20 protein-coding genes are annotated in these 17,092 nt (G+C 48.3%); all 20 read left to right on the plus strand.

Annotation, left to right across the window (positions count from 1 at the left end; translation table 11 throughout):
• Positions 1-26 precede the first annotated feature (26 nt).
• The 20 genes from DF182_RS18780 (at position 27) to DF182_RS18875 (ending at position 17,057) form a co-directional block, all read left to right on the plus strand.
• A complete protein-coding gene (locus DF182_RS18780; RefSeq protein ID WP_113617364.1) occupies positions 27-1,565 on the plus strand; it encodes an HAL/PAL/TAL family ammonia-lyase in 1,539 nt (512 codons plus the stop codon).
• Between the two features lie 34 nt (positions 1,566-1,599).
• Positions 1,600-2,331, plus strand: coding sequence for a 3-oxoacyl-ACP reductase FabG (fabG, locus tag DF182_RS18785; protein WP_113617365.1), 732 nt, complete (start codon positions 1,600-1,602; stop codon positions 2,329-2,331).
• A gap of 14 nt (positions 2,332-2,345) precedes the next feature.
• Positions 2,346-3,572 (plus strand): beta-ketoacyl-[acyl-carrier-protein] synthase family protein, encoded by a 1,227-nt coding sequence (locus DF182_RS18790; RefSeq protein ID WP_113617366.1) that lies wholly within the window; start codon positions 2,346-2,348, stop codon positions 3,570-3,572.
• A 184-nt stretch (positions 3,573-3,756) separates the two neighbouring features.
• Positions 3,757-4,014 carry an acyl carrier protein gene (locus tag DF182_RS18795; protein WP_113617367.1) on the plus strand — a complete coding sequence of 86 codons (258 nt, stop codon included), beginning with the start codon at positions 3,757-3,759 and terminating at the stop codon, positions 4,012-4,014.
• Positions 4,014-4,889 carry an LpxL/LpxP family acyltransferase gene (locus DF182_RS18800; protein WP_113617368.1) on the plus strand — a complete coding sequence of 292 codons (876 nt, stop codon included), beginning with the start codon at positions 4,014-4,016 and terminating at the stop codon, positions 4,887-4,889. The genes DF182_RS18795 and DF182_RS18800 overlap by 1 nt, the downstream gene beginning before the upstream one ends.
• A gap of 76 nt (positions 4,890-4,965) precedes the next feature.
• Entirely contained in the window at positions 4,966-5,394 is a 429-nt protein-coding gene (locus DF182_RS18805; protein WP_113617369.1) for a 3-hydroxyacyl-ACP dehydratase, read from the plus strand.
• A 2-nt stretch (positions 5,395-5,396) separates the two neighbouring features.
• The gene (locus DF182_RS18810) at positions 5,397-6,140 is read left to right on the plus strand and encodes a hypothetical protein (RefSeq protein WP_113617370.1); all 744 of its coding nucleotides are present in this window, start codon (positions 5,397-5,399) and stop codon (positions 6,138-6,140) included.
• 62 nt (positions 6,141-6,202) lie between these two features.
• Positions 6,203-6,652 (plus strand): acyl-CoA thioesterase, encoded by a 450-nt coding sequence (locus tag DF182_RS18815; RefSeq protein WP_113617371.1) that lies wholly within the window; start codon positions 6,203-6,205, stop codon positions 6,650-6,652.
• A 10-nt stretch (positions 6,653-6,662) separates the two neighbouring features.
• Entirely contained in the window at positions 6,663-7,799 is a 1,137-nt protein-coding gene (locus DF182_RS18820) for a beta-ketoacyl-[acyl-carrier-protein] synthase family protein (RefSeq protein ID WP_113617372.1), read from the plus strand.
• Between the two features lie 66 nt (positions 7,800-7,865).
• Positions 7,866-8,930 carry a class I SAM-dependent methyltransferase gene (locus tag DF182_RS18825; RefSeq protein ID WP_113617373.1) on the plus strand — a complete coding sequence of 355 codons (1,065 nt, stop codon included), beginning with the start codon at positions 7,866-7,868 and terminating at the stop codon, positions 8,928-8,930.
• 95 nt (positions 8,931-9,025) lie between these two features.
• Positions 9,026-10,282, plus strand: coding sequence for an NAD(P)/FAD-dependent oxidoreductase (locus DF182_RS18830; protein WP_113617374.1), 1,257 nt, complete (start codon positions 9,026-9,028; stop codon positions 10,280-10,282).
• Positions 10,275-10,904: a hypothetical protein gene (locus DF182_RS18835; protein ID WP_113617375.1), complete on the plus strand. Its 630-nt coding sequence runs from the start codon at positions 10,275-10,277 to the stop codon at positions 10,902-10,904. The genes DF182_RS18830 and DF182_RS18835 overlap by 8 nt, the downstream gene beginning before the upstream one ends.
• 17 nt (positions 10,905-10,921) lie before the next feature.
• On the plus strand, positions 10,922-11,191 hold the full coding sequence (locus tag DF182_RS18840; protein ID WP_211327164.1) for a phosphopantetheine-binding protein: 270 nt from the start codon (positions 10,922-10,924) through the stop codon (positions 11,189-11,191).
• Positions 11,188-12,381, plus strand: a complete 1,194-nt coding sequence (locus tag DF182_RS18845; RefSeq protein ID WP_113617376.1) for a beta-ketoacyl-[acyl-carrier-protein] synthase family protein — start codon at positions 11,188-11,190, stop codon at positions 12,379-12,381. The genes DF182_RS18840 and DF182_RS18845 overlap by 4 nt, the downstream gene beginning before the upstream one ends.
• A gap of 15 nt (positions 12,382-12,396) precedes the next feature.
• Positions 12,397-13,467, plus strand: coding sequence for a beta-ketoacyl synthase chain length factor (locus tag DF182_RS18850; protein WP_113617377.1), 1,071 nt, complete (start codon positions 12,397-12,399; stop codon positions 13,465-13,467).
• The gene (locus DF182_RS18855; RefSeq protein WP_113617378.1) at positions 13,457-14,236 is read left to right on the plus strand and encodes a polysaccharide deacetylase family protein; all 780 of its coding nucleotides are present in this window, start codon (positions 13,457-13,459) and stop codon (positions 14,234-14,236) included. The genes DF182_RS18850 and DF182_RS18855 overlap by 11 nt, the downstream gene beginning before the upstream one ends.
• Positions 14,229-14,861: an outer membrane lipoprotein carrier protein LolA gene (locus tag DF182_RS18860; RefSeq protein ID WP_113617379.1), complete on the plus strand. Its 633-nt coding sequence runs from the start codon at positions 14,229-14,231 to the stop codon at positions 14,859-14,861. Before DF182_RS18855 ends, DF182_RS18860 begins: the two co-directional genes overlap by 8 nt.
• Positions 14,839-15,465, plus strand: a complete 627-nt coding sequence (locus tag DF182_RS18865) for a hypothetical protein (RefSeq protein WP_147243481.1) — start codon at positions 14,839-14,841, stop codon at positions 15,463-15,465. Before DF182_RS18860 ends, DF182_RS18865 begins: the two co-directional genes overlap by 23 nt.
• A 44-nt stretch (positions 15,466-15,509) precedes the next feature.
• Positions 15,510-15,872 carry a 3-hydroxyacyl-ACP dehydratase gene (locus DF182_RS18870; protein WP_113617381.1) on the plus strand — a complete coding sequence of 121 codons (363 nt, stop codon included), beginning with the start codon at positions 15,510-15,512 and terminating at the stop codon, positions 15,870-15,872.
• Complete coding sequence (locus DF182_RS18875; protein WP_245957485.1) at positions 15,873-17,057, plus strand: DUF2062 domain-containing protein; 1,185 nt, start codon at positions 15,873-15,875, stop codon at positions 17,055-17,057.
• Positions 17,058-17,092 lie beyond the last annotated feature (35 nt).

Genomic DNA, 17,092 nt, shown 5'->3' on the forward strand with positions numbered 1-17,092 from the left:
TAAATAATTAAATAATATAATATAAAATGGTTGTATTAGGAAGTAAGTCGCTGACGCTGGACGAGGTGTATCGCGTGCTTTACGCCGGGGAAGAACTTACACTGGATGAAGCGGCATTACAACAGGTGGATGCCAGCTTTTTGTTTCTGAAAACGTTTTCTGCCAAAAAGCTGATCTACGGTATCAACACAGGTTTTGGTCCAATGGCTCAATACCGTATTAGCGACAGCGATACCTTTCAGTTACAATATAACCTGATTCGCAGCCATAGCACCGGCGCCGGCAAACCTTTGTCACCGGTGATCACCAAAGCCCTCATGATTGCCCGTCTGAGCAGCTTCATGCAGGCCCATTCCGGTATTCATCCCGAAGTGGTTCATCTGTTAAAAGATCTGATCAACAAAAACGTATACCCTTGTGTATTTGAGCACGGTGGCGTAGGCGCCAGCGGCGACCTTGTACAGTTGGCTCACCTGGCCCTGGTGCTGATAGGAGAAGGAGAAGTATGGTACGAAGATAAAATGCAGCCTACGGCGGAAGTATTTGCCCGCCTGGGACTCAAACCAATCGGTATCCACGTTCGCGAAGGACTGGCCATCATCAACGGTACCTCCGCAATGACAGGCGCCGGACTGGTAAACCTGATCCAGGCCCGCCAGCTGCTGGGATGGGCAGTGACCCTCTCCGCCATGATCAACGAAATCGTGGAAGCCTTCGATGACCACCTGTCAGCCGAACTGAATGCCGTGAAAATGCACACCGGCCAGAACACCGTAGCAGCCCGCATGCGGGAAGTGCTCCAGGGTAGCAGAATGGTGCGCCATCGTCCGGACCATCTCTATAAAGAACTGGAAGAAGAAATCTTTAAAGATAAAGTACAGGAGTATTATTCCCTGCGTTGTGTACCACAGATCCTCGGTCCCGTGTATGATACACTCATACAGGCCGAAAAAGTGGTAGTGCAGGAGCTCAATTCCGTAAGCGATAACCCTGTAGTAGACCACGAACTGGAGAATGTGTTCCATGGCGGTAACTTCCACGGTGATTATATCTCCCTGGAAATGGACAAAGTGAAAATCGCTGTCACCCGCCTGTCTATGCTGGCAGAGCGTCAGCTCAACTACCTGCTGAACGAAAAGCTGAACCACAAGTTCCCGCCGTTTATGAACCTGGGCAAACTGGGCTTCAACTTCGGTATGCAGGGCGCTCAGTTTACCGCTACTTCTACCGTTGCGGAAAATCAAACCCTGTCTTTCCCGATGTATGTACACAGTATCCCTAACAACAACGACAACCAGGATATTGTGAGCATGGGCTGTAACTCTGCGCTGATGGCCAACAAAGTGATCGCTAATACCTTTGAGGTACTGGCTATTCACACCCTCACCGTGTTACAGGCTGTAGACTTCCTGAACTGTCAGGACAGGCTCGCGGCTTTCTCTCATAAGGTTTACAACGAAGTAAGAGCAATTTATCCTAAATTTATTGAGGACAGACCTATGTACAAGGACCTCGGAAAGATTAAGGAATACCTGTTGTGCAATGAGCCGGTAAAAATGTTCTGATATCGTAATTCGTAATTCGTAATTCGTAATTTTCATGAAATGTGCCTTAATTACAGGAGGCTCTCGCGGTATTGGCAGGGCAGTATGTATTAAAATGGCTGAATTAGGATATCATGTCCTGATAAATTATAAAGGTAATGAAGCTGCTGCGCAGGAAACGCTGGAGGCAGTAAAAGCGAAAGGCAGCAGCGGTGAGTTGTTGCAGTTCAACGTAGGAGATGCTGCCGATGTACAGGCTGTACTGGGCGCATGGATCGAACAACATAAAGACCAACATACCATTGAAGTGCTGGTGAATAATGCAGGCGTACGGGAAGATTCCCTCATGTTCTGGATGGCCGAAGCACAATGGAACAATGTGCTGAATATCAGCCTGAACGGATTTTATCATGTGACCAAGCAGGTACTCAACAACATGTTGCTGAAACGTTATGGACGTATCATCAATATGGTGTCTTTGTCGGGTATCAAAGGATTACCCGGACAAACCAACTACTCCGCTGCCAAAGCAGGCGTAATTGGCGCTACCAAAGCGCTGGCACAGGAAGTTGCCAAGAGGGGTGTGACAGTGAATGCCATCGCTCCCGGCTTTATCAAAACGGATATGACCGCAGAGTTGAATGAGAAAGAGCTGGCAGCACAGGTACCGATGAACCGTTTCGGTACACCGGAAGAAGTAGCCGATGCAGTGGCGTTCCTGGCGTCTAAGTCTGCTGGTTATATCACCGGGGAAGTGTTGAATATTAATGGAGGTCTCCATACTTAAAAAGCATTTTGTACATGAACCGAGTAGTGATCACTGGAATGGGAATCTACTCCTGCATTGGTAAAGACCTGCAGGAGGTGAGGGATTCATTGTATAAAGGGAAGTCTGGTATTGTGCTGGACCCTGAGCGGAAAATATTTGGTTACCGTTCCGGGTTGACGGGCAATATCCAGCGGCCAGAGCTGAAAGGCTTGCTGGACCGCAGGTCCAGGCTGATGATGCCCGAGCAGGCAGAATTTGCGTACATGGCTACCCGTGAGGCACTTGCTCAGGCGGGTATGGACCAGGACTATATTGACCATACCCCGGTAGGTTTGCTGTACGGCAACGACAGCTCCGCCAAACCGGTGATCGAGGCTACGGATATTATGCGGGAGAAAAAGGATACCATGCTGGTAGGTTCCGGCTCGGTGTTTCAGACCATGAATTCTACCGTTAATATGAACCTGGCTACTATTTTCAAGCTGAGAGGGGTGAACTTTACGGTGAGTGCGGCCTGTGCCAGTGGTTCCCATGCTATCGGGCTGGGGTATATGTTTATCCGCAACGGTATGCAGGACGCGGTGATCTGCGGAGGTGCACAGGAGGTGAATGTATATGCCATGGGTAATTTCGATGCGATCGCAGCTTTCTCTACCCGCGAAAATGACCCTGAGCGGGCTTCCAGGCCGTTTGACCGCGACCGTGATGGGCTGGTGCCCAGTGGTGGCGCGGCTACCGTGATTCTGGAGAGCCTCGAATCTGCCAAACGCAGAGGAGCTACTATCCTGGGTGAAGTACTGGGCTATGGCTTTTCTTCCAATGGCGGCCATATTTCCAACCCTACGGTGGACGGACCGGTGCGTTCCCTGCAGATAGCCTTGCAGGATGCAGGTTTGCAGGCAGCAGATATTGCCTATATCAATGCGCACGCTACTTCTACGCCGGCAGGTGATGCCAGCGAAGCACGTGCCATCTATGAAGTGTTTGGTACCTCCAACCCTTATGTAAGTTCTACCAAATCCATGACCGGCCACGAATGCTGGATGGCTGGCGCCAGCGAAATAGTGTACTCTATGCTGATGATGCAGAACGATTTCATCGCCCCCAATATCAACCTGGAAAACCCGGATGATGATGCAGCGAAGTTGAACATTGCGACCAAAACCATCGATAAAAAATTTAATATATTTTTGTCCAATTCCTTCGGCTTCGGAGGAACCAATTCTTCTCTTATTGTAAAAAAATGGGAAGGGATGTAATATCTGGAGGTTTGATTATGAGTTTATTGTAGGCTGACAGGCGTTTCAGACCCGCCGTATTGCCAAATATGCAAATGACCAATGCTCTAAATGTTTTAACTTTGGAAGATTAAAAATCAGGATTGGGTAAATAAAAACCGCTTAAAAATTATTTTTAAAACGACCTATATCTGATTGCACATTTATGGAAATTAAGGAAATAATAACTGTTACGAACAAGTTTCTGGTGGAGGAGTTTGAAGCTAACCCCACTGACATTAAGCCTGAAGCTAACCTCAAGTCCACGCTGGATCTCGACAGCCTGGATTATATTGACATGGTAGTAGTGATTGAAGATAATTTTGGTTTTAAAGTGAAACCGGAAGATTTTCAGTCCATCGTTACCTTCCAGGATTTCTACGATTATGTAACAGCTCGTGTACAACAAAAAGAACTGGTATAATGCCATCCTGGCAAGGAAAATCGAAGGGAAATAAGCTGGGTTACAGTATCTTTATTTTCATACTCAGGTATGGAGGTGTTTACCCTGCTTATTTTCTGTTGAGATTTGTTGCTTTTTATTATTTTCTGTTCTCCTGGAGCTCTTCCAGGCCCATCTATCAATATTTTCATACCAAAATAGGTTATGGCAGATGGCGGTCTTTGTACAGCCTTTACCGCAACTATTACGTGTTTGGTCAGACACTGATCGATAAGATTGTGGTGATGGCCAATATGGAGAACAAGTTTACGTTCGATTTTGACGGAGAACACCATCTGCGTGAGATGGTGGCCGGCGGGCGCGGAGGAATCATGCTGAGTGCACACCTGGGCAACTGGGAGGTGGCCGGTCACCTGTTCAAACGCCTGCAAACCCGTATTAATATTGTCATGTTTGATGGGGAGCATCAACGCATCAAAGAATACCTGTCTTCCATCACCGGCGACAGGAATGTGAATATCATCGTTATTAAGGATGATTTATCACATATCTATGCCATCAACGAGGCGTTGAGTAACCAGGAGCTGGTTTGTATGCACGCAGACCGTTTTCTGCCTGGCAATAAAACCATTGCCACACCCTTGCTGGGGCATGATGCCCGTTTCCCGGTAGGACCTTTCCTGCTGGCAGCCACCTTCCGGGTGCCGGTATGTGTGGTATTTGCCTTTAAGGAAACAGCTACCCATTATCATTTTTATGCCACCGAACCCCGTTTGTACCATGGACGCCGCAACCAGGGCGTGGAAAAAGCCGTGGCCGATTTTACCGGCCTGCTGGAAGAAAAAATCCATCGCTACCCGGAACAGTGGTTTAATTATTATGATTTTTGGGCATAATGCGTGTTTTTACTGTTAATAATGTCGAATAATTCGATTTATTTCGTGTTTTGTCTATAAATAATAACTTGCGCAGATGTTTATTCATACAGATGATATTACCGCTTATATCCCACAACGTACGCCTATTGTCATGATCAGTGGCATACTGGAAGTGGACGGTCCTAAAACCCGCACTGGCCTGCATATTGCGCCTGACAATATTTTTGTGGAAAACGGCGTGCTCACACCACCCGGACTCATGGAAAATATTGCACAGACAGCGGCAGCCCGTATCGGTTATATCGCAAAACAGGAAAACAGCCCCGTACCACTGGGTTTTATCGGCGCTGTAAAAGACCTCGAAATATTTGAACTGCCGCCCGCCGGACAGATGATCGAAACCACCACGGAAATCGGAGGAGAAGTGTTTAATGCTACCATGGTAACAGGAAAAGTTATGTACGATGGAAGGGTGATGGCACAATGTGAAATGAAAATTTTCATCAACCCGCAAATACAATAATTATGATTATCCGTAAAGTTTTTCCCCTGACCGTTCTGTTACTTGGCTTTTTTATCAGTGCCACCCAGGCCCAGAAGTTGAAAAACTTCCTGGAAAATACTGATTCTTCGTTCACCTGGCTGGGTGTGGATTTCACACAGGCCCGCCTGCTCGGTGATGCAGCTGCCAATGCAGCAGACATCGTAGACCGTCACTTCGCTGGTATCAACGATGTGGTGATCAACGAGCCTAAAAAATACGATGTTGCCGGTACTTTCCGTCGTACTAAAGTAACTTACGATGTGACCGCCACCAACAAACGGAATGCCGCCGCCAACAAGGAAGCGCTGAAATCCGACAACAACGATGATATCACCCGCCTGAAACCCGCCGATATCTCCAAACTGGTGAAAGGTATCGATGTAAATGGCAAAAAAGGCATCGGTGTACTGTTTGTGATGGAGTCCATGAATAAAACCGGTAAACAAGCGTCTATGTACGTGACTGTAATCGACATGGCTACCCGCAACGTACTCCTGGCAGAAAGAATGACCGGCAAGGCGAAAGGCTTTGGTTTCCGTAACTACTGGGCGTTTTCAGTACATGATGTAATGGATGATTTCAGCTCAGACTATAAAAAAATCAAGGAGAAATATGCAGATGCCAAAGATGCTGAAGAAGAAACACCTGCAACTCCTAAAAAAGATACCAAGACAGCAGTAGCTGCCAAGGAAAAAGAAACAAAAAAAGCTAAGAAGAAAGGATAACAGAGATTTAGGGATTTTTTCATTTAGGGATTTTTTGATTTCGCAAATGAAAAAATCCCTAAATGAAAAAATTTCTAAATGAAATGAACCAGATAACCGAATGCACCGAATTTCCGGTGAAGTTTAATGAGGTGGATTCACTGGGCATTGTATGGCATGGCCACTATGTCCGGTATTTTGAAGACGGAAGGGAGGCTTTCGGAGAAAAGTACGCTTTACGTTACCTGGATGTGTTTGAGGCCGGGTATACCGCGCCGGTGGTGAATATACAGCTTGATTACAAGCGGCCATTGCGCTACGGCGACCGCGTAAAGGTAGCCACCACTTTTGTGGATGACCTCGCGGCAAAGATCAGATTTAACTATGTGCTTTCCAATCCGGCTACGGGCGAAGTCATTGCCACAGGCTCTTCTGTACAGGTGTTCCTGGACAAGAAAACAGCACTGTTGCAACTGACTACTCCTGCGTTTTTCAGTGAATGGAAAAAACAACACTTGCATAACCACCTTTAGATAATGGATCATGGTCTTTGTAGTTGCAGATAATATTGTGGGGCCACTGGGTATTGACACCGATGAAAACTTTGAACAGATCATCCGGGGCAACAGTGGTATCGGTTTACAGGACCGCAGCGATTATGGCCCTGCGCCTTTTTATGGCGCTATGATGGCCCCCGCTATGCTCAGCAGGGCAACAGCGGGTCTTAACGTAGAAGGTTATACGAAATTTGAACAGCTGGTGATTGCCTCCGTTATGGCGGCAGTATCTCAAACAGGTATCAGCCTGTCGGATGCCCGCACCGGTCTGATCATTTCCACTACCAAAGGAAATATTGAACTGCTGGAGCAACAGCCGGAAGGAGTGATCCCACCGCCTGAACTGTTACAGCCTTCCGCTACTGCACGTAAGATAGCGGCTCATCTGGGTGCTGCCAATTCACCCCTGGTGATCAGCAGCGCCTGTATATCCGGGCTGCTGGCTATTCTTACCGGTCAGCGCCTGATCACTTCCGGAAAATACGACCACGTAGTGGTAACGGGTGCTGATGTACTCACTCGTTTTGTATTGTCAGGATTCCAATCTTTCCAGGCAGTAAGCGCCGTGCCCTGCAAACCCTTTGATGCCGGGCGTATGGGTGTTTCCCTGGGAGAAGCAGCTGCCACCGTGGTGCTCAGCAAAGTACCCGCACAGGCAGAAATTGTATTAGGCGCCGGGGCTGTCAGCAACGACGCTAACCACATTTCCGGCCCTTCCCGCACCGGACAGGAGCTGGCCATGGCCATGCAACTGGCCCTCAAAGGCAGCGGTCTTCAACCGGCAGATATCGGTTTTGTATCTGCTCATGGCACCGCCACCCTGTACAACGACGAAATGGAAGCCAAAGCCCTGCACCACGCCGGCCTGGCAGCCGTACCGGTCAACAGCCTCAAAGGATACTACGGCCACACCCTCGGTGCTGCCGGCCTCGTAGAAGCGATTGTCAGTATGAAAGCCATGAAAGAAGGTGTGATACTGCCCACCAAAGGATACGAAACACCTGGTGTAAGTATGCCCGTTAACGTTAGCAATACCCTGCGCCAACAATCTTCCCGCCACTTCCTGAAAACAGTGTCGGGATTCGGTGGTTGCAACGCAGCCATGATATTTAGTAGAAAATAATTACGCATTATCTGATTACAAATTTGTCATGCGCAATTGATAATTCGTAATTGTCAAATCCGATCTATGTTCAATAAAGAAACGAAAACAGCATTACAGGCAAAAGAAGCCGCATTGTGGCTGGCTTTTGCCCCTATTGCCTTCCAGGCTACCAGGGCCCTGCGTGACATGGGGATTTTAAAAGCAGTGAGCGACAGCGGATCTGCCGGAATCACCATTGAGGAAGTGATGGAAATAACCAACATGAACCGCTATGCAGTGAGAGTATTGCTGGAAGCCGGTTTAGGAATGGAATTAGTGATCGTGAACGACAAAAAATACACGCTCACCAAAACCGGCTACTTTATTTTACACGACCAGCTTACCCGTATCAATATGGACTTTACCCAGGATATCTGCTACAAAGGCATGTACCACCTGGAAGACAGTCTGCGTAACGGTAAGCCGGAAGGCCTCAAGGAACTGGGTCCATGGGATACTATCTATCCCGGCCTCTCCCTGCTGCCACCGGCCGTCGGAAAAAGCTGGTTCGATTTCGACCACTATTATTCCGATCTCGCCACGCCGGGTGCACTGGACATCGTTTTTGAAAACCATCCCAAACGTCTCCTCGACATCGGCGGCAACACCGGTAAATGGGCACTGGCCTGCACCGCCAAAGATCCCGAAGTGGAAGTCACCATCTTCGATATCCCCGGACAGGCTAATATCGCGCAGCAGAAAATGAAAGAAGCCGGCGTGGAAAACAGGGTTCACTTCCATATCGCCAATATCCTGCATGAGGAAATACCTTTCCCTAAAGGATTTGATGCCATCTGGATGAGCCAGTTCCTCGATTGTTTCTCTGAAGCAGAAATCGAGTCTATCCTCTCCCGTTGCCGCGAAGCGCTCAACGACGACGGTACCATCTACATCCTGGAACCATTCTGGAACCGCCAGCAGTTTAAATCAGCCGCTTTCTGCCTGCAGCAGACATCCCTGTATTTCACTGCTATGGCCAATGGCAATAGCCAGATGTACCATACCGACGACTTCTTCCAGTGCATCGAAAATGCAGGACTGGTAGTAACGGAAGAAAACAACAAGATGGGGCTGAACTACACCCTGCTGAAGGTTAAAAAGAAGAAATAGTTATACAGGAAGCCGGTGATAATAGAGAATTACCGGCTTCCTGACAAACCCAATCCCCTATAATCAAATCTCTGAATCCATAAAATTTTTTCCGTATGAAAACTGAACAAGTAGATGTTTTAGTCATAGGTGCGGGACCTGCCGGAACAGTAGCGGCGTCTATTATCCACCAGGCAGGTTATACAGTGAAGATCGTGGAAAAGATGAAGTTTCCCCGCTTCGTTATCGGTGAAAGCCTGCTGCCACGCAGTATGGAAGCGCTGGAAGAAGCTGGTTTCATCGACGCGATCAAGGCTAAAGGTTTCCAGGAAAAATTCGGCGCCAAGTTCGTGAAAGGAAACGCTGTCTGCGATTTCACTTTCAAGGAGCAGTTTACGCCCGGCTGGACCTGGACCTGGCAGGTGACCAGAGCTGACTTCGACAAAACACTTGCTGATGCTGTTGAAAACATGGGTGTACCGGTATCGTATGAAACTACGGTAACGGATATACGTTTCAATGGATCGGATTCAGTAACTACGGTAGAAGATATTCACGGTAATAAATCCACCATTGAAGCCCGTTTTATTGTGGATGGCAGCGGTTATGGCCGGGTGATCCCCCGTCTGTTCAACCTGGAGAAAAACTCCAACCTGCAGCCCCGTAAAGCATTATTCGCCCACACCGTGGACGTGCGCCGTTCCATGGCCGACGAACCTAACCGTATCACCGCCGTGGTACATAAAAAAGGCGTCTGGATCTGGATCATTCCTTTCTCCACGGGCGTAACCTCCCTGGGTTTTGTAGGTGATCCGGAGTTTTTTGCGGAATACCAGGGTACAGATGAAGAAGTATACCGGGCCCTGCTGGAAGCAGAACCTTATACCAGAGAGCGTTTCCGCGATGTGGAACTGGTATTTGAACCGAGGATTCTGCAGTCCTGGTCAGCTACCACCGATAAGTTTTATGGCGATGGTTTTGTGCTCACCGGCAACGTGACAGAATTTCTGGACCCTATTTTCTCATCTGGCGTAACTTTGGCCTGCGTTTCCAGCCAGACTGCTGCGAAACTGGTGATCAAAAAACTGAGGGGAGAAGCGGTAGACTGGGAAAAAGAATACATGGAGCCTACGCTGCAGGGCGTTAATACCTTCCGTTCTTATGTAATGGCCTGGTATGAAGGCACGCTGGACACCATCTTCTTCAAAAAAGACGCAGATCCGGTGATCAAAGGTCAGATCTGTTCAGTATTGGCAGGGTATGTTTGGGATACGGACAATCCGTTCGTGAAAAACCATGATACGGCCCTCAAACGACTGGCCAGGACCATAGAATTAACAGAAAAATTAAAAAGCAGTTCAGAGATTGAATAGCGAGGAAGTATATATTACAGGAAGTTGTATCCTGCGGCATAACAGTATCCGGTTGAACGGTGACCTGTTGTGGGAGACAAACAGGGAAACGGACCTGCAGGAATGGCTGCGGGCGGGTTACGACCGGTTTTTCGGTCAGTATCCCAAGTTCCACAAGATGGACGCCCTCAGCAAACTGGGGTGGCTGGCCGCGGAAATACTGCTGAAAGACACGCCGGTATTGTCTTTACCGCCCGAAACGGTAGGGATGGTGTTATCCAACCGCAGCGGCAGTCTGGATACAGATCTGCGCTATTACGCTACAGTAAAGGATATTGCCAGTCCGGCCCTCTTTGTGTATACCCTTCCAAACATTGTGATGGGAGAAATCTGTATCCGGCACGGTTTTAAAGGAGAGAATACTTTTTTTGTCTCTGAAACCTTCGATACGGAGCTGATGAGCAGTTATCCGGCTCAGCTGTTGACAAATACGCCTTTACAGGCCTGTCTTTGTGGCTGGGTGGAGGTGATGGATCAGCAATACGAAGTGGCGCTGTTTCTGTTGGAAAAGGAAAAGCGCGGTCTGGCGCAGCCATTGACGGCAGCGGCTTTGGATGCACTGTATCAAAAAAATAAATATTAAAATTTAGCAATAAGAAAATGGAATTGGAAAAGCTGATGGAAGATCTGAAGAAGCAGATCATAGAACAACTGAATTTGCAGGAAGTGACACCGGAAAGTATCAGCAATGATCAGCCGTTGTTTAAAGAAGGGCTGGGTCTCGATTCTATCGATGCGCTGGAACTGATCGTACTGCTGCAACAGCATTATAACATTCGTATTGCCAACCCGGAACAGGGACCAGAGATATTTTACTCTATCCGTTCCATGGCAGAATTTATTGTTGCCCATCAAACAGCTAAAGCATGATTGAAAAGGTGTGGATAGCGGGTGGCGGCGTCATCAGCGGCATTGGCCTGAACCTGCGGGAGTGTCTGCAGGCTTTCCGGCAGATGGAGCCGGGCATGGGCGCCATGAAATACCTGTCTTCCGTGCACCGCAACACTTTCCCGGTGGCTGAGGTGAAGGCAGACAATGACACCCTGGCCGAAATGGCCGGACTGCCGGAACATATCAGCCGGACGGCCCTGCTCAGCCTGATTGCCGCCAAAGAAGCCTGGCAGTCGTCAGGACTCGGTGATATCTCCGCCTACCGTGTAGGTTTTGTATCCGGTAATACGGTAGGAGGGATGGACAAAACAGAAGATTTTTTTGCAGATTATCTGGCAGATAACCGTAAAGGAAGGCTACGTCAGGTGGTACACCATGAATGCGGCAGCATCAGCGAAATAGTAGCCGATGCCTTAGGTATACGACATCATGTGTCTACCATCAGCACTGCCTGCTCTTCCGGCGCTAATGCGCTCATGTACGGGGCCCGCCTGATACGCAACAACATAGTAGACGTGGTGATCGCCGGTGGTACCGATTCGCTCACCCGTTTTACGCTCAACGGTTTTAATACCCTGATGATCCTCGACCAGCAGGCCTGCCGCCCCTTCGATGAAACCCGTACCGGGCTTAATCTGGGCGAAGGTGCTGGTTATGTGGTGTTAGTGTCCGATAGCCTGGCAGCTCAATTGCAGCCATGGTGCCGTCTCAGTGGTTTCGCCAATGCCAATGATGCCTATCACCAAACGGCTTCTTCGCCTGATGGTACCGGGAACTACCTGGCCATGAAAGGCGCACTGGACATGAGCGGACTGCAACCACAGCAGATAGGGTACATCAACCTGCATGGCACCGGTACTGGTAATAACGACGTGTCTGAAGGCATCGCCATCAACCGGCTCTTTGCGCCGCATTTTCCGGCCATGAGTTCCACCAAGTCGTTCACCGGGCATACGCTGGGCGCCAGCGGTGGTATTGAAGCTGTATTTTCGGCCATTTCCGTGAAGGAAGGGATCATCTATCCCAACGCACGGTTTGAACACCAGATGAAGGAACTGCCGTTTGCACCGGCCACCACCTATTCTGAGGGTAATGAGTTGTTGCATGTGATGTCCAACTCCTTTGGCTTTGGAGGTAATTGTTCCAGCCTGGTTTTTTCAAGCTTTTAGTGATTAAATGATATTATGTTGACCATTTATATAAACGGCACCGGTTGTATTTCTGCGCAGGAAACTGCGGCAGGTGGCCCTCTGCTGGCCACGCTGCGGGAATATAAACAGGTACGCCTGGCTACCGTAGACCCCGACTACAAACGATGGATCGATGCAAAACAGATCCGCAGAATGAGCCGGGTGGTGAAAATGGGTGTAGGTGCCGCCAGCCTCAGCCTGGAAGCTGCCGGGGTGACAATGCCCGATGCTATCGTTACCGGAACTGCCTATGGCTGCCTCGACGATACCGGCGTATTCCTGACCAAAATGGTCAACCAACAGGAGGAAATGCTGACCCCCACTGCTTTTATACAAAGCACCCACAACACTGTGGGCGGACAGATATCCCTGCTCCTAGGCTGCAATGCTTATAACAACACTTTCGTACACAGAGGCTTCTCTTTCGAAAACGCCCTGCTGGACGCTATCATGATATTAAAGGAAGGCAGCGCGCAGAACGTGCTGGCCGGCGGTCTGGACGAAATCACCCAACACAGCCACCAGATACTGTCCCGCTTTGGACTGTATAAAAAAGAACCGGTGAAAACCATGGAGCTGCTGAAAAGCCCTACCCGTGGCACTATTGCCGGAGAAGGAGCTGCTTTCTTTACACTGGGCATTACTCCTGGCCAACACTCAGCTGCTGCACTTACCGGTATCAGCACCCTCTACAAACCGCTCTGGGAAGGGGAAGTGATTGGCCATATCATGAAATTCCTGGAAGACAATGCCTGTACCCCCAACGATATTGACCTGCTTATCACCGGCAGAAACGGTGATATCGATCAGGATGAAATATATGAAGAGGTAGTAGAAGCACTGTTCCCTGAACATCCGGAAGCCAGCTTTAAACATCTTTGCGGTGAATATCCTACCGCTGCTGCCTTTGGCATGTGGATGGCCAACAGCATACTCGCTGAGCAGGCGGTGCCTGAAGCAGTTTTGTTTTATGGAAAAGTGCCAGGCCCCATCAAAAGAATCTTATTGTATAACCATCATCAGGGTACCCATCACTCCCTGATCTTACTCACACATGTTGAATAACAGGGCTGGAAATATCATCATTATCACGAGTATCGCCGTTTTGCTGGTCATCCGGCTGACGGGACTGTATACTGTGCCGTTGTGGTGGTATGCTATCCCACTGTTGCTGTTGTTGCCTTTTTATGTGAGAGGCGCCATCAATATACAGTCCGGTTTTTTTATTAAAACACTCTGCACAGCGTCCGCTACGGAAAACGTAGTGGCGTTGACGTTTGATGATGGGCCTGCATCTGAACATACGCCGCTCATCCTCGATATCCTCGATGAACATGAGGTAAAGGCAGCCTTCTTTTGTATCGGTAAAAACATAGAAGGGAATACGCACTTACTGAGACGGATACACGAAGAAGGCCATGTAATCGGTAACCATACCTACTCTCATCATTTCTGGTTTGATATGTACAGCAGCCGGCAGATGGAAGCAGATATGGAAAAGATGGACACCGTGACCATCAACGCTACCGGGCTGCAGCCACGCCTCTTCCGCCCGCCATATGGGGTTACCAATCCTAACCTGGCCCGGGCTATCAAACGCAATAATTACCTGCCGGTAGGATGGAGCATCCGCTCTATGGATACCGTTGCAACAGATGAAGATAAACTACTGCATAAAATCATGACGGAGCTGCACCCCGGTGCGGTTATCCTCCTGCATGATACCTGCAGCATCACCGCCAGCATCCTGCCCCGGCTCATCAGCGCCATCCGCGCTGAAGGATACCGGCTGGAACGCATGGATAAAATGTTAAATGTGCCAGCTTATGTGTAAATGGATGATCATCTGCCTGTCAACTTTACTGTCGCTGCAACTGCACGCTCAGTCAGGCTTTAAACCGGTATCAGACCTGTCTGATATCAAAAAACAGTTCGCCAGGACTGCACAAAATACTCAGAGCATACAATGCGATTTTGTGCAGGAGAAAAACCTGAGCATGCTGTCCGATAAAATTGTGTCGAAAGGAAAATTCTGGTTCAAACGGGATAACAAAGTCCGGATGGAATACCAGCAGCCTTCTTATTACCTGTTGGTCATCAATGGGAAAGACATCAAAATAAAAGATGCACAGAAGGAAAGTAAAGTGTCCGGCAAAAACAACAAACTGTTTGAACAGATCAATAAAATTACGGTAGACTGTGTGAGAGGTACCGTGCTGGATAATACCGACTTTACCACCAAAGCATCAGAAAACGCACAGAGCGTACGGCTGGAAATGGTGCCGGTCAATAAAACGATGGCCGGTTATTTCAAAGCCATTGTGCTGCTGGTAGACAAGCAGGATTATACGGTGTCCCGTATCACGATGCAGGAACCTTCCGGCGATGATACGACCATCAGTTTTGTACACAAACAAGTGAATTCAAACATCCCGGATGCGGTATTTGTGGTTAAATAGCCTGTTACTGGTAGCAATGCTGACTGGCTGTAAATCCGTTTATAAAGGATTACAGCGCACCAACGATGATGTGAATTGTGTAAAACAGTTCAGCCCGGCCTTTAATGCCACGCTGTACAGTACGCAGGTCAACATTCTGAAGCATCACCTGAGCGGACTGCTTTTTTTTAAGCAGATGCCCGACAGCAGCCTGCGGGTAGTGTTTGCCAATGAGATGGGTTTTAAATTCTTTGATTTTGAATTTGACCGTCAGGGCAATTTTACCAAACATTATCTGCTGCCTAAAATGGATAAAAAAGCGGTGGTGAAAACCCTGCGGCAGGATTTTGAACTGGTGTTGCTGCGCCCGGACCTTAGTCAGGCGCATGTAGCTACAGATAACAACTTCCGCTATGTAGTGGTGCCCACTGAAAAAGGGAATAATTACTATATAACGGATAGCGCCTGTACGAAACTGGAACGCATCGAAAAATCATCTGTCCGTAAACCGGTGGTGAAAGTGTGGATGCAGCATTATACACAAGGTACGCCAGACAGCATCCGTATTGAGCATCAGAACTTCCGTTTTAATATCTCTCTGCAAAAAACAGAGAAAAAACAATAGGAAAGCATCTCAACATCAAAATATATAAACAACAAAATACAAACATGTTAAAGGGTAACTTTTATCATATCACAGCAACAGCTAAAGAAGAAGGTCAGGTTAATATTACACTGGAGCTGAATGCAGCGCATCCGATTTTCCAGGGCCACTTCCCCGACCAGCCGGTAGTACCAGGCGTATGTATGATGCAGATCATCACAGAAACGCTGGAAGATGCCGTGCAACAAAAAGTATTGCTGCAGAAAGCAGGTCAGATGAAGTTCCTGAACATGATCGATCCGGTAAAACAGCCATTGGTAGATGTAACACTGACCTATAAAGTGGAAGAGAACGGAGGATGGAAAGTGAATGCTACCCTGAAGCGGGAAGCGATGACATTTATGAAATTCCAGGGAGTATTTAAATAAGTGATAGCTAACACCACACATAACGAACATTTTGAGCGTCACAGGGCAGCAGTGCTGATCCCTACCTACAACAATGCCTCCACACTGGAGGCTGTTGTACAGGACGCCCTATCCTATACCACTCATATCATTGTCGTGAATGATGGCGCTACCGACCATACCAGCCATATTCTCGATAAATATCCGCAGTTACATCGTGTTTCGTATAGCCCTAACCGTGGTAAGGGCATTGCGCTGCGCCGTGGTTTCGAATATGCGCTCACACAGGGATACGATTATGTGATCACCATGGATGCAGACGGACAACACTTTGCCTCCGATCTGCCGGGCATGCTGGATAAAATTAGCACTGATCCTGGTACATTGGTGATCGGCGCCCGCAACCTCAATCAGGAAAACATGCCTGGTAAAAATACTTTTGCCAACAAGTTTTCCAATTTCTGGTTTTATGTGGAAACAGGGTTGAAGGGCCCCGACACACAGTCGGGTTACCGATTGTATCCACTACATCGTATGGGCCGTATCCGCTGGTGGTGCACCAAATATGAATTTGAAATTGAGGTGCTGGTACGCAGCGCCTGGAAAGGCGTAAAAATAGACTGGACACCGGTAAAGGTATATTACCCGCCGGCAGAGGAAAGGATCTCCCATTTCCGGCCTTTCCGCGATTTCTCCCGTATCAGTGTGTTGAATACCATCCTGGTGCTTATCACTTTCCTGTATATCAAACCAAGGGACCTTTTCCTGTATCTCCTGAAAAAAGAGAACTGGAAAAAGATGTGGAGGGAAGAAGTACTGAACGCATCGGAGTCCAACGCCCGCAAAGCCGCTGCTATTGGCTTCGGCGTGTTTATGGGCATTGTTCCTATATGGGGATTTCAACTTCTGGTGGCCATGTTGGTATCTATCAGGTTGAAGCTGAATAAGGCCCTGGTATTTTTAGCGGCCCATATCAGCACGCCGCCGCTAACCCCGTTTGTGATCTTTGCTGGTTTCCTCGTAGGAAAAATATGGATGGGAAGGTCAGCTAAAGATCTGTTGTTTGATGATAAAATCACCTTTGCAGCAATAGGAGATAATCTACTCCAGTATGTTTTGGGCAGTATCACCCTGGCGATTATAGCCGGAGTGGCCGCATGGGGCATCAGTTACCTGTTGTTTGCCTTATTAAGAAGGAAGAAATAAAACAATTACGAATTACGGATGATGAATTACGAATG

The sequence above is a fragment of the Chitinophaga flava genome (assembly GCF_003308995.1).
Taxonomy (GTDB): Bacteria; Bacteroidota; Bacteroidia; order Chitinophagales; family Chitinophagaceae; genus Chitinophaga; species Chitinophaga flava.

Coding starts and splice junctions, on each gene's coding strand:
- DF182_RS18780 (WP_113617364.1), top strand. CDS start 27: ATGGTTGTATTAGGAAGTAAGTCGCTGACGCTGGACGAGGTGTATCGC.
- fabG (WP_113617365.1), top strand. CDS start 1,600: ATGAAATGTGCCTTAATTACAGGAGGCTCTCGCGGTATTGGCAGGGCA.
- DF182_RS18790 (WP_113617366.1), top strand. CDS start 2,346: ATGAACCGAGTAGTGATCACTGGAATGGGAATCTACTCCTGCATTGGT.
- DF182_RS18795 (WP_113617367.1), top strand. CDS start 3,757: ATGGAAATTAAGGAAATAATAACTGTTACGAACAAGTTTCTGGTGGAG.
- DF182_RS18800 (WP_113617368.1), top strand. CDS start 4,014: ATGCCATCCTGGCAAGGAAAATCGAAGGGAAATAAGCTGGGTTACAGT.
- DF182_RS18805 (WP_113617369.1), top strand. CDS start 4,966: ATGTTTATTCATACAGATGATATTACCGCTTATATCCCACAACGTACG.
- DF182_RS18810 (WP_113617370.1), top strand. CDS start 5,397: ATGATTATCCGTAAAGTTTTTCCCCTGACCGTTCTGTTACTTGGCTTT.
- DF182_RS18815 (WP_113617371.1), top strand. CDS start 6,203: ATGAAAAAATTTCTAAATGAAATGAACCAGATAACCGAATGCACCGAA.
- DF182_RS18820 (WP_113617372.1), top strand. CDS start 6,663: ATGGTCTTTGTAGTTGCAGATAATATTGTGGGGCCACTGGGTATTGAC.
- DF182_RS18825 (WP_113617373.1), top strand. CDS start 7,866: ATGTTCAATAAAGAAACGAAAACAGCATTACAGGCAAAAGAAGCCGCA.
- DF182_RS18830 (WP_113617374.1), top strand. CDS start 9,026: ATGAAAACTGAACAAGTAGATGTTTTAGTCATAGGTGCGGGACCTGCC.
- DF182_RS18840 (WP_211327164.1), top strand. CDS start 10,922: ATGGAATTGGAAAAGCTGATGGAAGATCTGAAGAAGCAGATCATAGAA.
- DF182_RS18845 (WP_113617376.1), top strand. CDS start 11,188: ATGATTGAAAAGGTGTGGATAGCGGGTGGCGGCGTCATCAGCGGCATT.
- DF182_RS18850 (WP_113617377.1), top strand. CDS start 12,397: ATGTTGACCATTTATATAAACGGCACCGGTTGTATTTCTGCGCAGGAA.
- DF182_RS18855 (WP_113617378.1), top strand. CDS start 13,457: ATGTTGAATAACAGGGCTGGAAATATCATCATTATCACGAGTATCGCC.
- DF182_RS18860 (WP_113617379.1), top strand. CDS start 14,229: ATGTGTAAATGGATGATCATCTGCCTGTCAACTTTACTGTCGCTGCAA.
- DF182_RS18865 (WP_147243481.1), top strand. CDS start 14,839: ATGCGGTATTTGTGGTTAAATAGCCTGTTACTGGTAGCAATGCTGACT.
- DF182_RS18870 (WP_113617381.1), top strand. CDS start 15,510: ATGTTAAAGGGTAACTTTTATCATATCACAGCAACAGCTAAAGAAGAA.